Origin of the sequence: Shewanella japonica (assembly GCF_002075795.1) — a bacterium.
GTDB classification, from domain to species: Bacteria; Pseudomonadota; Gammaproteobacteria; order Enterobacterales; family Shewanellaceae; genus Shewanella; species Shewanella japonica.
Genome location: NZ_CP020472.1, coordinates 1,388,564 through 1,402,530, shown reverse-complemented (window position 1 = coordinate 1,402,530; position 13,967 = coordinate 1,388,564). Strand labels below are relative to the sequence as shown.

Sequence of the window (13,967 nt, the reverse complement as noted above, 5' to 3'; positions counted from 1 at the left end):
GATTAAATGAGGGCATGATGCGGAAAAAAAATTTACCTAATGCCTAGATAATGAACTATTGTCGATGATAATTTAATGAGTAGTATTCGAAGGGCTATTTCACAAGGCTATCAGCTAATTTGAGGAATGCGATGACTGTTCAGAGTTTTAGCGATATTGCAGAATATATCTTGCAGCGACGCAACGAGGCTGGAGATTCACAGGAGTCTCTTGCTTTAAAACTAGCAGAGTACGACTCTTTGTTTGAGAATGTCGATGCGCTCACAATCAGCCGTTGGGAACGAGCCAAGATAAGCCCTAACCTTAGAAGACAAGTGGCACTAATAGAGTATTTTAACGATCAACCTCAGCATTTATTGTGCGACGCAGCTTTTGAGTTAAAACAACTTCCTTCTTTAGATAGCTTTAATAAAATGATCGAACAGCAATTCCATTATAACCATGTAATGGGAGCCCACCCTTATATCTCACAAGACACAGTCAGTTTCGACAAGCTTTGTAAGCAAGCTGATGAGGCTGAACAAATGTATGGCTGGATAGCCAACTATCACTCTAACTTGACCAAAGGTCGCGAGTTCTGGACTCAAGACTTTATAAAAGCTTTGGCCGAAAAAGATTCAACCGAAGTGTCTTTTTATTTAGTTAATGGAATACTTGCTGGGCATATCTTTATCGTAAAAGTCAGTGAAAATACCTTTGCAAAACTATCCGATAACTCTCTTAAAGATAATCAGTTAACACCCGAACACTTAGTCGATAAAGAGCTGCCAGGCTGCCTTTATATGTTAAGTACTTATTTAGGAGGTAAGCACGTTACTGAAGATTTTCTTTCACAATTACTCGTTACATTGGCAAAGACTGAAACCAACATTGCTTTTGGCTACAAAGCTCGCTCTGATATCGGCGTTAAGTTAATGGACTTTTTAAGCGGTGAAGTTGTTTCTTTAGGTGAAACCTTGACAGAAAAAATGCAAGGCGCAAAGTATCAAGGAAAACGCCGCAGCTTTGTTTCCTATAAACTGAATAGACAAGAATTAATTTCCAGTAGCCTGTTCCTCAATTTAACTCGTAATTTTATTTAGGTACAAACCGTCGCAAAACAATGGCTATAAAGAATATTAAGCATTATCAAGATTAGCCTGTTAACTTAGTTTGGCGCTGTTTTTCTTTCAATGATTTAGCCACCTCTAGATGTGTTTGCGCTGCGGTAATGGCTCTGACCGCTCTAGACTTAAACTCTCGTTGATAAAGGGTATATACCACCAGCAAGCTCGCCACAATCAATAGCATAGGGTTCCAGAACCAACACAGCGCCGCCATTGAGAAATAATAAGAGCGTAGACCATAATTATAGGAATGAGCAGCCTGATCACCTACAGTGGCCATTTGTCGGGAATAGGCTGCTAAATTTTTATTTTGACCTGTTGGGTCTATAGGTGCTGCGCCTATCATCACATTCAAAAAGCCATATTGACGCATTGACCAAGTAAATTGAAAAAAAGCTAATACAAAAATACCCGCAAGCAAAGCGAGCTTAACTTGCACTAATGCATGATTGGGCTCTGCAGCAAATGGTATCGAGCTAATGACGTCTTCAAGTCGCTCTACTTGCGCAAACAGCGTTAACACACCTGCTAAGACCAGTAAGGTTGTCGAGGCAAAAAATGCGATATTTCGTTCTAAATTGGCCAATAAAGACGCTTCACCTACGCGGATCTCCTTGGTCATAACCTCTGCCATCCAATGAATTCGGTGTTGGTGTAAGCATCGAGCAATACAGTTAGTATTTTTTGCTTTTTTTCGAGCAAAAATGGTGTATCCCACCCAACAAAGGAAGAAACAGACAAGCGCTAAAATATCGAATAAAGAAAAAAGCATCGCTCTCAATTGGTTATTGGTGATGTGTTTAATTATGCATCACATTCTCTAACGCTTAAACCGCTTTATTAATAAAACATTATTCGGTTAATTGAGCGGTTAGTGTTACGTATTCAATCTATTTGCTGTAAACGCGCGACTGCATGTAACGCTAAACGCTCGATAAAAAGAGAAACGCTTTATATTGAAACGCAAACATACTTCATTTCAAGGTACTCGTCCAAACCGTGTCTGGATCCCTCTCGACCAATACCAGAAGACTTAATCCCACCAAACGGAGCAACTTCAGTTGAAATAAGCCCTGTATTAACCCCAACCATGCCAAACTCTAACGCCTCTGAAACCCGATAAACTAAACTAATATCGTTTGCATAAAAATATGCAGCTAAACCAAAATCTGTATCATTAGCCATTTCTATCACTTGTGCTTCATCATCAAACTCAAAAATAGGGGCGATGGGTCCAAAGGTTTCTTCTTTTGCTACTAACATGTTTTGCTGGCAATTGCTTATCACTGTGGGAGCAAAAAAGTGACCAGAGTCTGTAAGTGGCTGACCACCAACTAAAACTTTGCCATTAAATGATAAGGCATTAGCAATGTGCGATTTGGCTTTATCAACGGCATCTTGGTTTATCAGCGGTCCAATATCAGTCTCTACATCAAAGCCATCGCCTACATTAAGCGCTGTAACCGCTTTGACGAACTTCGAAGTAAACTGTTTTATGATCCCTGATTGCACATAGATACGGTTTGCACAAACGCATGTTTGCCCAGCATTTCTAAACTTAGCTTGAATCGCCCCAGTTACAGCAGCTTCAATATCTGCATCATTGAACACAATAAAAGGCGCATTGCCGCCAAGCTCTAGTGATAACTTTTTTACTGTGGGAGCACATTGTTGCATTAATTTAACCCCCACGGCTGTTGAGCCAGTAAAAGATAACTTTCTTACCTGATGGCTTTCACACAAGATTTGACCTACTTTCTTTGCCTCTCCGATAACCACATTAAACACCCCGTTAGGAATTCCTGCCCTATGAGCAAGCTCGGCTAGGGCAAGCGCAGTTAATGGCGTTTGTGGTGCAGGTTTGACAATCATGCTGCAGCCTGCGGCTAATGCAGGTGCAGCTTTGCGAGTAATCATTGCTAAGGGGAAGTTCCATGGCGTAATAGCCGCGGTCACACCTACGGCTTGCTTTATGACGGTTATGCGTTTGTCTGCTTGGTGCCCCGGAATTGTCTCTCCATAGACTCGCTTTGCTTCCTCAGCAAACCACTCAATAAATGATGCGCCATAATTCACTTCAGCTTGAGCTTCCGCGAGGGGTTTTCCCTGCTCTAACGTCATAATCCTGGCAAGGTCGTCACTATGCTGCAGTATAAGCTGATGCCACTTGAGCAGTATTTGTTGGCGTGCTTTAGCCGTTAACGCTTGCCAAGGGGCTAATGCCTGCTGCGCTGCGCTAATCGCAGAATGAACTTGTGATTCACTAAGTTGTGGCACACAGGCAACAAGCTCATTGGTAGCGGGATTGATTACATCTTGAGTGAAACCTAAATCCCCATCAATCCATTGACCATTAACATAAGCTTGTTGACGAAAAAGAGAGGCATCTTGAACTCGGTGCATAGCATGACCTTTTAACGAAAATAAGTACCTAACCAACACTCAAAAACTGACTCATCAATAATTGGGATGGCTTACTCGAATAAGTTAATAGTAACTAAGTTTCATAGACATAACGACCCAAGATCAATTGTGTATTCAGTGATGCTTAAAATGTCGTGCTTCAGCGATGTGATCTAACCGTCATCCAACGTATTAATGCCCTAAATGGATTGCAATCTTATATCAGCGGAGTATCTTTATTATTGATAGTGTGTCTTTAAAGGATTGAAATTAAAAGGATCGATATATGCTTGAAACGGGTTTTAAAGTCCTCTTTGTATTAGTTTTTTTTGTCATTGCTTACAAACTTATTTTTTCAGGTTCTCGTGGACTAACAATATTTGAAATGCATTTCAAAGAAGGGAAACTGAATAAACATTCGGGCAAAATACCTGAACGTTTCTCAAGAGAATGTAAAGCCATAGCAAAAGCTGAAAAGTTAACTTGTACAGTACGTGCTGAAAAGCAAGGTGATGTCAGATTACACGTATCTGCCAACGTATCAGATAAGTCAACCCAACGAATTAGAAATGTGTTTCCATTTGAATATTACGATAAAAAACAGCCTGATAATTCAAAATTAAAAGGCTAATTGCGATACTGCTAAGGTTATTGTCTTCTTAATAACCTTAGTTTTGCTCAATCTACTATAGATATTTTAGACTGTTAGCTAGCTTTTTAATAACTCTTTTAAATAACTCTTTTAATAACTATGGTTGCTTTTGAATAACCAAAGTCACTTGGGCAACTGTTACCCCAAACTTAATAATATCGCTTTTGTTAATAATAGTATTTTCATCCACTAAGAACATCCAGTCATCAAAGTGCACTTCATATTCTGACTCATCTACAATCAAATTCATGTCATAAGCCCAACGTAACGCACTGCCCTTCGCTTCACCTGTAGCAATACCTAAAATATCGTTAGCCTTTCCTTCATATTGGCCATTACCTAAATCGGTAATATGCCAAATTCGGGTTTGTTTTTCCCCATCATCATAAATAAATCGCTCGTCAATAATACCTTGATTATCTTGCCAGCTAGCATCCATCGAGACTGCAAATTTACGGGTCACAGTGCCTGAAAAATCCTGAACAATGCCGGCAGCTGTCAATTTACCAGCAAAAAACTGCTGCAAGTCCAATACAGGAGTAGTTTTATCGTAATCCTCGATTGAAGCCGATGAGCAAGACATTAAAGATAAAACTGCCAAGGTTGCTATGCAAAATGACTTTATTCTATTTAGTTGAGTCATTATTTATTGGCTCCAATTAATTGCTGTCTAAGTTCTGGTCTACTGGTTTGCTCCGAAAGCCAAATATCCAAAAATGCGGCAGCAAAACCCGGTTCTTGAATAATTGGTAATGCTTGCTCATTGAAGTAAAACTGGCCTCTATCTTGGCTGTGCATCATAAAACTTAATCTATCGCCTTCCTTAACATCTGGCCATGCTTGTTCGATCTGCTGTTGCAATCGCACAATTTCTTCACTGTCGATACCTATGTGCAGCCATTGGTCGACCGTCGCTTCAATTAAATCTTCAGCATCAATATCGCGGTGATATTCAATCTCAAGCTTTAGCGGAAATTGGTCTTGTTGGTATTCTCCATCTACAGACATCAATTTTGCGCTATAAATAGAAAACCACAGTAAGTCCATATCTGCCTGCCCTACCATTTTCAACACACTTGATTCATTAGTATCTTGTTTAGTCGCAGGCATTGATTCTTGAACTGTTATAGCTGTCGTTGCAGCTTCAAAGTCAGCGGTAACTGCTGCTGAAGAAAATGGGCTCAGAGTCAGGCATAAAATAGCAGCGATTGTTCGCAAAGAACTCTTAGTATCATGTTTAATATTAAAACTGGCTAACCAACGTTTTTTTGTCGTTATTGATGACGTTAACATTGCCGTTCTACTATATAGTTTCATGCTCCTTCCTCCTTTATGACAGCTGATTAAAGACGTTATTTGAATAGTGTTTGGCTTGCTTTAGACCGATAGATTTTGCTAGATGCAAAAAAGATGGAAACAACACAAACCAAATTACAAACAATACAATCGCCGTTGTAGCAGTTCCTTGAGGTAGGGTCACTGCCCCAAGGTTAGCACCACCGATATAACTTAAGCTGCCAAACACGCCACCTAGCAGTGCTTGAATAGCAACGGGCAAATGGTTAAACAGTGCCAGACTGTAATTTAATGAGATAGCAAAATATGCCCAAAGTAGCCCTAACCAAATAGGGAATGAAGCGAACTCAAATATTCCAAATACCGTCAGCAATGAGTCGACTAAACAGCCCGCTAAGGCGCTTACCAGCATAACCTTAAGGTCCCACTTCTTTTGCTGACTCACCACAAAATGCCATACGATTAACAATGCGGGTATGACAATTAATTGGTTTCCGGCTAATACACCGGCCCACCAAATAACCTGAAATGCACAAGCATTAATAATGTTAGTATGGCTTTTCATTGTTAAGCACCGCTTGCTAAAGCAGTACGATACTTGGGACGAACAGCCACCAAATGCACCGCACTAGTCGTGCGCTCTAAAAAGCCACCTTCGCAATAACTTAGATAAAACTTCCACATACGAATAAAGTCTTCACCGTATCCAAGCTGTTTAACTTTTTGCTGCGCGTGATCAAAACGTTGATGCCAGTGAAGTAATGTTTGTGCGTAATCTTTCCCCATGTCATCAATTGACCAAACAACCATATCGGTTTGTTTTGCAACATGTTTGTCCATTTCACTTACTGATGGTAAACAGCCACCAGGGAATATGTAACGTTGAATAAAATCAACACCTTTTCGGTAGCTGTCATAGCGCTGATCGGCAATAGTAATAGCCTGAATAAGCATTCTTCCTTCAGGCTTTAATAAGGTTTCAAGCTTCTTAAAGAAGCTCGGTAAATACTCATGACCCACAGCTTCAATCATTTCTATCGATACAACCCGGTCATATTCACCTGTCAATAATCGATAATCTTGTTTAAGTAACGTAATACGATCACTCAAGCCTTCTTGCTCGACTCTGTTAGCTGCGTATTCATACTGAGCGTCTGAAATTGTGGTTGTGGTGACATTGACATCAAAGTGTTTCGCTGCGTAAATCGCTAACGCTCCCCAACCCGTTCCCACTTCAAGCAATGTTTGGCCAGATTTTAAATCCAATCGCTCACAAATGGTGTGCAATTTGTGTAGTTGCGCTTCTTCTAGGCTGGCGCTGTTATGCGGATATAACGCACTTGAATAGAGCATTTCTTTATCCAGAAATTGCTCATACATTGCATTACCTAGGTCATAATGCGCTAGAATATTACGCTTAGAGCCTGATGTAGAGTTACGGTTGAATACGTGTTTGATGCGATTAACACCAACACTAAACCATGAAAAGTAGCGCTCAATATTGTCTAAAAGTGCAAGGTTTCGAGCAAACAATTGAACCACTTTAGTCAAGTCTGGACTAGACCAATGCCCTTGGATGTAGGCTTCACCAGCGCCAATTGAACCACCCCAAATAATTTGCTTGTAAAAACTAGGATGAGAGACTTGGATAGTGGCATGTAAATCTGAATCAAAATTGCCAAAACTCACACTTTGTTCTGCGCTAGCTTGATCATCGGAGCTCACAATCGTTAGATAGCCATCAGAAAGGTGCGTTAATGCTTTTAATAAAATTTTCTTGGCAAAACCTTCGGAAATAGTTGCTTGAGCTAAGTTGGCACCTGTTGCTGTATTTTCCATATCACTCTCCGCGTCCTACGTTAATCTGTTTATCATTATGATGTTGATATACGTAACAAGTTGTCATTTGGTTTAATTTAAGTTTGCGGGTGAACCACAAACGGGATCCGCTTTACAAACAGTTTTAAAGCTTGCCAATAAATACCCCACATTATTTTCACTGTCATAATAGGAAACCCTATCAACATCTTGCGAATGTTTGCGGCAGTAAATGTTCGACGCTTTAAGTAAAGACTCGCATCAAATAGTTTGTTATTAGCGTCATCTCGGTTTTGAATCGTGACGTTAAGTCGCTTACTGGGTGGGGTAATTTTCCATTGATAATGCATATCAAGATCAAGAAAAGGCGAAACATGGAACACTTTATCAGTGTGTTGTGTATCCTGCAGGTCCACTAAATAACAATGTCGCTCATCCCATGGTGTATTACTCACCTCTGCGAGCATATAGATAGGTTTGCCGTCTTGATAGCAAAAGTAAAAGTTAACAGGACTGAAGTAAAAGCCAAAATGCCTGATTTGCCCAGCAAAGATAACCGAGTCACATTGAGTGCTTGCCCCCAACTGTGTAATGGTCCAAAGCACTCGATGCTTTAAGCCGGCCTCAGGAGACATAACATCACAATCTACCATTAATTCAATCACTGCTTCATTAGAAAATTGGCTAGTAAGATTGTTTAAATAATCACTTGGATTAAACTTCAGCAAACTCCATTTCGATAAACCAAAAATTTTACTGACTTTTTCTAGTTGGTTAACCTCATCTAAATCTATTGCCATCAAAGCCATCTCATATTCAAAAGAATGAGATTTAGGCGTAAACCGTCTGTGGCTTACCTCGCCTTGGTAAATACCACTATGGAATTTGTCAGACTCTACCACTGATGTCATAGGCTAATACCGAAGTTATTACATACATCTAAGCCACTGCGCACACCATCTTCGTGAAAGCCGTTATACCAATATGCACCAGCAAAATGAGTATGACGCACGCCACAAATTCGGCTTCGCTCTTTTTGAGCTGCCATACTCGCTTCATTAAATACCGGATGAGCATAGTTAAATTTGCGAAGAATTTTACTCTCATCAATCAAATGAGTTTGATTTAAGGTGACACAAAAGGTGGGGGCATCTTTAGGAAGACGCTGCAATATGTTCATATTGTAAGTCACACTGGCGGGTTTATTCGCAATATCACTCGCATCAACCCCTTGTAAACGATAATTCCAGCTTGCCCATGCTGCTTTTCGCTTTGGCAATAGGTTAACATCGGTGTGTAATACAACTTCATTATCTTGATAAGCCATCGCCCCCAGAACTTGACGCTCATCTTCAGAAGCGTCAGTTAGCATAGCTAGCGCTTGGTCACTGTGACAAGCCAATATGACTTCATCGAAGTACTGCACTTCTCCATCGTTAATTTTTATATTGACCCCATCATGCTTACGCTCAATTGACGTTACCGGAGAATTGAGAAACAAGCGCTGTTTGAATGGTTCAATAAGTGCAGGAATATAACTACGAGAGCCACCTTCAAGTACATACCACTGCGGACGATCGCTGATATTCAACAATCCGTGGTGATGGAAGAATCGAATGAAAAATCGTAACGAAAAGGCACGCATATCGTTAATGCTGGCAGACCAAATGGCGGCGCCCATTGGTAAAATGTAGTGTTCACTGAAAAAATCAGAAAACCCTTGGCTATCTAAAAACTCGCCTAACGTGTCAATTTGATAGTCTTCTGCATCATAAATGGCTTTACATTGATTATTAAACTTAACGATTTCAGCTAGAAATCGATAAAAATCAGGTTTTAATAAGTTACGACGCTGAGCAAACATGCTCCAAAGCGTGTGGCCATTGTACTCTAAACCTGTTTGGGTGTTTTGAACGCTGAAACTCATTTCTGTAGGCAAAGACTTTACATCTAATCGTGCCATTAATTTCTGAAATCTTGGATAAGTACGGTCATTAAATACAATAAAACCACTATCAATAGCGTAAGGTTTCCCTCCCACCTCGACATCAATTGTTGCCGTGTGCCCACCGATATAGTCATTCGCTTCAAATACAGTCACTTCATGTAATTGACTGAGTAAATGAGCACATGTTAACCCTGAAATACCTGATCCAACCACTGCAATTTTTTTCATATTAATCCTTTATGATTATTATTGTTTTAGACCATTTATACTGTTCTAGAGGTCAAAATCTCAGTTTTAACCATTTTAAGAGTGCTTCTGCGCTTTAGGCGCAAGTAAATTGTTAATCAATCCCGAAGGTAAACAAGCTAAACATTTCAATATATAGGTAAAACGTTTAGGGAAATGAATCTCATCACGACCTTTTTTCAACCCACTAAAAATATCAATAGCCGCTTGTTGCGCAGAGATTTTCATCGGCATCGAAAAATCGTTTTTATCTGTTAGTGGCGTTGATACAAAGCCTGGGCATATCACACTGACTCCAATATCGTGTTGCGTTAAATCTAACCGCAAGCTACTTGCAAGGTAATTGACAGCGGCTTTTGACGCGCCGTAAGCTTCCGCACGAGGGAAAGGTAAATAGGTCGCACTTGAGCTCATTAAACCGATACGGCCATGAGCAGCAATAAGTGGTAAAAAAAACTGTAAACAATACCCCATTGCAATCAGATTAGTGTTAATCACTCTTTCAAATAAAGCGCCATCAAATTGAAGCGGATTATCGATATACTCACAACTCCCCGCATTGAGAACAACGGTTGTTAGCGTTAATCCTTTATTATTCAGCATAGTGCTAAGTTGCATTGATGCTTGTTCTATTTGATATTTATCATTGATATCAAACACTAACGGATATGCACCGCCAATGGTGTTGAGCGATTGCTCATTTCTACCACACGCAAACACATGGTATCCCAGCTCAATATAATGACGTGCTAACGCAAGCCCAATACCAGAACTTGCACCTGTGATTAAAATCGCTTCCTGTTTAGCTGTATTGGTTTTCATGACGATGCCCTAGACTTAACCATCCGAATCAATTTTCCCAATAGTGGAATGGGTTCATATAGCATCTGGCCAAGATCGAAGTAATCACGGTGAGAATAGATTTTATCTGTGAATTGCAGATGGCTCATGCCTTCAACATTAATAGGCTGGCCATGATTCAGCTTAGAATGCTGGTAAGTCATGATCCAAAAAACTGAAGCTTGGCTTGCAGAGGCACTTACTTGCTGTATATCAAAGTTGATAGCCTCAACATTGGCATACATGTTCGCAAAGTATTGGGTCAGATCAGCTAATCCTTCTACTTTATGTAGTGGATCTTGAAACACGATATTCTCACTGTAGACCTGATTCAGAAGGTGCAAAGTATTCTTATTGAGCTGTTGATACATGTTAATGAAGTCATCAACAATTTGCGCCTGAACAGGCGTATCGAAATTCATCGGCTCAGGTAACTCACTAACGGTATTAGTGCTACTGTGCATTTAACTCTCCTTGAACCATTTCACTAAACATCATGTTTAATTTTTAAAAGCTGAAGTACAGTAAACAAAAAGCAATTAAAACGAATAGTTATCTATTGATAATAAGCTTAGTTACTGGATTTGTCTTAAAAATAATCAAACAAAACCTAAATATTTTATATACCCTTAAGTACGTTGGATTAGCTTCTAAAGATCAAAAAAAAGCACCTAGGTTACCCTAGGTGCTTTTTACTAATGCTATTCAGCTAAATGATCAACTTAGTATTGATTCACCAGCTTGCCAAAATTGACTGAACAGCTTATTGATAGCCTCTTACCGCGATTGGGTTCCAATGCTTTTCAACTTCATCTTTAATAAACATTTGTTTAGCTTCACTTAGTTTAGCTTCATTAATTCCCACAGCGGCATGTGCTGACTCTTTCGAGCTAATATCCGGATACTCAACCTTGTCCACTTTAAGACCTGCTAATACTTGTGCAAGTACCGCTCTTGCCATTTTAGCTTGAGATGTTGCTCGGCTCAGTAGCATACGGCCTTCGTCTGGGTTATGGGCATATAAACCGTGTGAAGCCATCGCAAAGTCCCAGTGCCATTGACCATGCCTAATAGACATAATCGCACTATTCATTTGCTCCCAATTAGCACCAGCATCCCAAGCTGCTTTCGCTTCATAATGGGCTTTCACTAACAAGCCTTCAACCTCACGAGCCATAGCTTCAATTTCATGCTTATCAGCATCAAGTTGGGCTGTGATCGCTTCTTTGCTTTCATGGCACGCTATACATGTCTTATCAAAGTGCGGTAATGCTTTATCAACTTTATGGTTGGTAAACTCTTCACCTTTTGCATTTTCTTCAACTGGCATGTGGCAAGTAATACAAGTCACATTCGCCTCTGCATGTTTACTGCGGCTCCAGTGTTCAAACTCAGGGTGACGCGCCTTGAGTATCGGCGTTTTAGAAATAGGATGGATCCACTCATAAAATCGGCGAGTGTCGTAGTATTTTAAAATGTTGTCAGTATCACTGCCAAAAATCCATGGCATGTTAACGACGTTACTTTTTTCAGGTTGGAAGTAGTAAGTCACATGACATTGACCACATACTTGTGCCCCTTGCATTGATGCATCTTGTTTTTCAAAAGGAATACCTGTTTTGCTCATTGCGTTTTGAGCATGCGGACGAGGTAGTGCGAGTTCAGCACTGCCATCTACATGACAATCAGTACAGTAAACAACACTATTAATCTCCGTACCTAAGTCAGTAAAGTTAGACGCTGAATACCCTTCAAACCCCATCTCTTTAATTAAACGAGGTGCATCAGGTGTTTTACATGTCCAACAGCTTGCTGACGTGCCTTTTTCACCTTCCTTAGGTGGCACGCCAGTGCGTAATGTGTGGGTGACATCTGCAACCGCAAATTGGTGCCCACGGGGACTGTGATACTCTTTGGCAAATGAAGAGCCTGCCCATAAGATAATGTTAGCAGGGTAACTTGCTAACATATCTTCTCGCTCTGTTTGCTCTTCTGTTTCGGCCCAAGTTTTATATTGGTCAGGAAACTTAGTTTGATTGATATCTGTTTTGGCGCTTGCTGCGAAGCATGAAGCTAAGCCCAATACAGCAACAAAACTCGCTACACACTTTTTAGTCATCCCCAACACCTTGCTGTTATTTTGTTTAAACAAAGCTAATTGCTTATTCACAGTTTTTCCTTCCAACGTAATAAAATGTCATAGCTCATCAGGCTATTAACCAGGTCGTCCATCAATTCTTGGACGAGATAAAATAGGACTATAATGCCAAACGAATAGCGCAAAGGCCGTAAACCAAAAGCCACCCGCAATCCATAACCAAACCTGTGTATTAGCCGGCATAAGTAACGGCATCACCGCTCGAAATAAAGCTGCAATAGGTAGGCACGCAAATGCTAATACCATGTTTGGACCTTGATAAATATTTCTGCTGGTATGTCCAAGTGACACCCTTGAAATCATTGATAAACACAATGAAGCTAAACAGCCAATGGCAAAAAGGTGCAATAAACTCCGATAGGCAAATTCATCATTGATAAACCAACCTAAACCCAACAATGAAATAGGCAAGGATAGATACGATAGATGTAACGACCATAGCATTGGCTCTTTCACTGTTTTGTGCGGTAACCAGCGGCTGATTCTCACTAAGTGCAATACGCCAGCACTTAGCAATAGCACTTGCTCAACCGCTATTGGAAAGATTTTAAAAATGGCTTGTATAACAAGCGCAATCATTAACACAAGTAAGCTTTTCTCAATGGCAAAAATTGGTTCAGCTTTTGGCAGCTTTACTCTCATCGCCGTGAAAAAAGGAATGACTCGACCACCTACTATCGTAATCAACAAAGCCAGCCAAAATAACATTCCTTGCCAAATTTGATTAGCTAAAATGAAATTACGTTCTTGTAATGCGTAATAACTCACAAGATTAACCACAAGCGCCACTGTAAGCATGATAGAAAAACCAATATTTTGCCATTGCTTCACACGATAAACATTCCGCCACATGGTGAAGGCAGCAATGCCTAAAAACACGCTATCAAAAAAAGCAGGTAAAAATAGTGGAATATCAAAAGGCAATAACAACAATAGTCTGGCTAAAAACCAACTGGTAAATGTTAAAGCCAACATAGGCCCTTTCAAGCTAGGTTGATTAGTCCAAGTTTGTACTGCCGTCAGTAAAAAACCGCACACGATAGCCATTGCAAAGCCAAATAACAGTTCATGTGGATGCCACCATAAAGGCAATACATTTGACCAAAATTGACTATTAAACAAACTGTATTCGGGAATGTACCAACCCATTAACCACAATGGAATATAAAGCATAGCTAACGCCGCACCGCCTAAGAAAAAAGGCCTAAATGCTAATCGCCATATTGCTGCGGTTTTTTCAGTTTCTGCCGGATCGTCAATATTTAGCATGATATTCAAACCTTTGAACTTAACGTGAGGAACCACTTTAAAGATGCATTTAAAATATATGTTTATTGTATGTTGTTAATTCTATTCCAGCAATCATTAAAAATGGTCAGTGTTACTAACCTAGTTGAAACTGTGATCTCTCGCAAATAAAGGCAATGAACTATCTTGATGACTTCGGTTTAAGTTAGATTTGAAAAGGCAGTGTTAACAAAAAAAGCCACTTAAAAGTGG

At 40.0% G+C, this 13,967-nt stretch carries 14 protein-coding genes; 2 read left to right on the top strand and 12 right to left on the bottom strand.

The window, feature by feature from the left end; all coding sequences use genetic code 11:
• Nucleotides 1-131: 131 nt before the first annotated feature.
• A complete protein-coding gene (locus SJ2017_RS06025; RefSeq protein ID WP_080915194.1) occupies nt 132-1,082 on the top strand; it encodes a helix-turn-helix domain-containing protein in 951 nt (316 codons plus the stop codon).
• Between the two features lie 52 nt (nt 1,083-1,134).
• Here SJ2017_RS06025 and SJ2017_RS06020 read toward each other — a convergent pair whose 3' ends face one another.
• Nucleotides 1,135-1,878: a DUF599 domain-containing protein gene (locus SJ2017_RS06020; RefSeq protein ID WP_080915193.1), complete on the bottom strand. Its 744-nt coding sequence runs from the start codon at nt 1,876-1,878 to the stop codon at nt 1,135-1,137.
• Between the two features lie 179 nt (nt 1,879-2,057).
• Entirely contained in the window at nt 2,058-3,509 is a 1,452-nt protein-coding gene (locus SJ2017_RS06015) for an NAD-dependent succinate-semialdehyde dehydrogenase (RefSeq protein WP_080915192.1), read from the bottom strand.
• Nucleotides 3,510-3,795: 286 nt separating this feature from the next.
• Here SJ2017_RS06015 and SJ2017_RS06010 point away from each other — a divergent pair, with 286 nt between their 5' ends.
• Nucleotides 3,796-4,140, top strand: coding sequence for a DUF3634 family protein (locus SJ2017_RS06010; RefSeq protein WP_080915191.1), 345 nt, complete (start codon nt 3,796-3,798; stop codon nt 4,138-4,140).
• A gap of 118 nt (nt 4,141-4,258) precedes the next feature.
• Here the strand turns inward: SJ2017_RS06010 and SJ2017_RS06005 are convergent, their stop codons facing one another.
• The 10 genes from SJ2017_RS06005 to SJ2017_RS05960 all read right to left on the bottom strand — a co-directional run bounded on the left by SJ2017_RS06005 (nt 4,259) and on the right by SJ2017_RS05960 (nt 13,736).
• Nucleotides 4,259-4,804 (bottom strand): DUF3833 domain-containing protein, encoded by a 546-nt coding sequence (locus tag SJ2017_RS06005; RefSeq protein WP_080915190.1) that lies wholly within the window; start codon nt 4,802-4,804, stop codon nt 4,259-4,261.
• Nucleotides 4,804-5,478 carry a chalcone isomerase family protein gene (locus SJ2017_RS06000; protein WP_080915189.1) on the bottom strand — a complete coding sequence of 225 codons (675 nt, stop codon included), beginning with the start codon at nt 5,476-5,478 and terminating at the stop codon, nt 4,804-4,806. Before SJ2017_RS06000 ends, SJ2017_RS06005 begins: the two co-directional genes overlap by 1 nt.
• Before the next feature lie 13 nt (nt 5,479-5,491).
• Complete coding sequence (locus tag SJ2017_RS05995) at nt 5,492-6,022, bottom strand: DUF2878 domain-containing protein (protein ID WP_080915188.1); 531 nt, start codon at nt 6,020-6,022, stop codon at nt 5,492-5,494.
• A 2-nt stretch (nt 6,023-6,024) separates the two neighbouring features.
• Nucleotides 6,025-7,296, bottom strand: a complete 1,272-nt coding sequence (locus tag SJ2017_RS05990; protein ID WP_080915187.1) for an SAM-dependent methyltransferase — start codon at nt 7,294-7,296, stop codon at nt 6,025-6,027.
• A 77-nt stretch (nt 7,297-7,373) separates the two neighbouring features.
• A complete protein-coding gene (locus tag SJ2017_RS05985) occupies nt 7,374-8,186 on the bottom strand; it encodes a DUF1365 domain-containing protein (RefSeq protein ID WP_080915186.1) in 813 nt (270 codons plus the stop codon).
• Nucleotides 8,183-9,451: an NAD(P)/FAD-dependent oxidoreductase gene (locus SJ2017_RS05980; protein ID WP_055024264.1), complete on the bottom strand. Its 1,269-nt coding sequence runs from the start codon at nt 9,449-9,451 to the stop codon at nt 8,183-8,185. The genes SJ2017_RS05985 and SJ2017_RS05980 overlap by 4 nt, the downstream gene beginning before the upstream one ends.
• Nucleotides 9,452-9,526: 75 nt before the next feature.
• A complete protein-coding gene (locus tag SJ2017_RS05975) occupies nt 9,527-10,291 on the bottom strand; it encodes an SDR family NAD(P)-dependent oxidoreductase (RefSeq protein WP_080915185.1) in 765 nt (254 codons plus the stop codon).
• The gene (locus SJ2017_RS05970) at nt 10,288-10,731 is read right to left on the bottom strand and encodes a nuclear transport factor 2 family protein (protein ID WP_055024364.1); all 444 of its coding nucleotides are present in this window, start codon (nt 10,729-10,731) and stop codon (nt 10,288-10,290) included. The genes SJ2017_RS05975 and SJ2017_RS05970 overlap by 4 nt, the downstream gene beginning before the upstream one ends.
• A gap of 341 nt (nt 10,732-11,072) precedes the next feature.
• On the bottom strand, nt 11,073-12,428 hold the full coding sequence (locus tag SJ2017_RS05965; RefSeq protein ID WP_080917413.1) for an ammonia-forming cytochrome c nitrite reductase subunit c552: 1,356 nt from the start codon (nt 12,426-12,428) through the stop codon (nt 11,073-11,075).
• 96 nt (nt 12,429-12,524) lie between these two features.
• Nucleotides 12,525-13,736: an NnrS family protein gene (locus SJ2017_RS05960; protein WP_065109009.1), complete on the bottom strand. Its 1,212-nt coding sequence runs from the start codon at nt 13,734-13,736 to the stop codon at nt 12,525-12,527.
• Nucleotides 13,737-13,967: the final 231 nt, after the last annotated feature.

What these genes read in the sequence shown, in the direction of transcription:
- SJ2017_RS06025 (WP_080915194.1), top strand. Translation starts at nt 132, where the DNA reads ATGACTGTTCAGAGTTTTAGCGATATTGCAGAATATATCTTGCAGCGA.
- SJ2017_RS06020 (WP_080915193.1), bottom strand. Translation starts at nt 1,878, where the DNA reads ATGCTTTTTTCTTTATTCGATATTTTAGCGCTTGTCTGTTTCTTCCTT.
- SJ2017_RS06015 (WP_080915192.1), bottom strand. Translation starts at nt 3,509, where the DNA reads ATGCACCGAGTTCAAGATGCCTCTCTTTTTCGTCAACAAGCTTATGTT.
- SJ2017_RS06010 (WP_080915191.1), top strand. Translation starts at nt 3,796, where the DNA reads ATGCTTGAAACGGGTTTTAAAGTCCTCTTTGTATTAGTTTTTTTTGTC.
- SJ2017_RS06005 (WP_080915190.1), bottom strand. Translation starts at nt 4,804, where the DNA reads ATGACTCAACTAAATAGAATAAAGTCATTTTGCATAGCAACCTTGGCA.
- SJ2017_RS06000 (WP_080915189.1), bottom strand. Translation starts at nt 5,478, where the DNA reads ATGAAACTATATAGTAGAACGGCAATGTTAACGTCATCAATAACGACA.
- SJ2017_RS05995 (WP_080915188.1), bottom strand. Translation starts at nt 6,022, where the DNA reads ATGAAAAGCCATACTAACATTATTAATGCTTGTGCATTTCAGGTTATT.
- SJ2017_RS05990 (WP_080915187.1), bottom strand. Translation starts at nt 7,296, where the DNA reads ATGGAAAATACAGCAACAGGTGCCAACTTAGCTCAAGCAACTATTTCC.
- SJ2017_RS05985 (WP_080915186.1), bottom strand. Translation starts at nt 8,186, where the DNA reads ATGACATCAGTGGTAGAGTCTGACAAATTCCATAGTGGTATTTACCAA.
- SJ2017_RS05980 (WP_055024264.1), bottom strand. Translation starts at nt 9,451, where the DNA reads ATGAAAAAAATTGCAGTGGTTGGATCAGGTATTTCAGGGTTAACATGT.
- SJ2017_RS05975 (WP_080915185.1), bottom strand. Translation starts at nt 10,291, where the DNA reads ATGAAAACCAATACAGCTAAACAGGAAGCGATTTTAATCACAGGTGCA.
- SJ2017_RS05970 (WP_055024364.1), bottom strand. Translation starts at nt 10,731, where the DNA reads ATGAATTTCGATACGCCTGTTCAGGCGCAAATTGTTGATGACTTCATT.
- SJ2017_RS05965 (WP_080917413.1), bottom strand. Translation starts at nt 12,428, where the DNA reads ATGACTAAAAAGTGTGTAGCGAGTTTTGTTGCTGTATTGGGCTTAGCT.
- SJ2017_RS05960 (WP_065109009.1), bottom strand. Translation starts at nt 13,736, where the DNA reads ATGCTAAATATTGACGATCCGGCAGAAACTGAAAAAACCGCAGCAATA.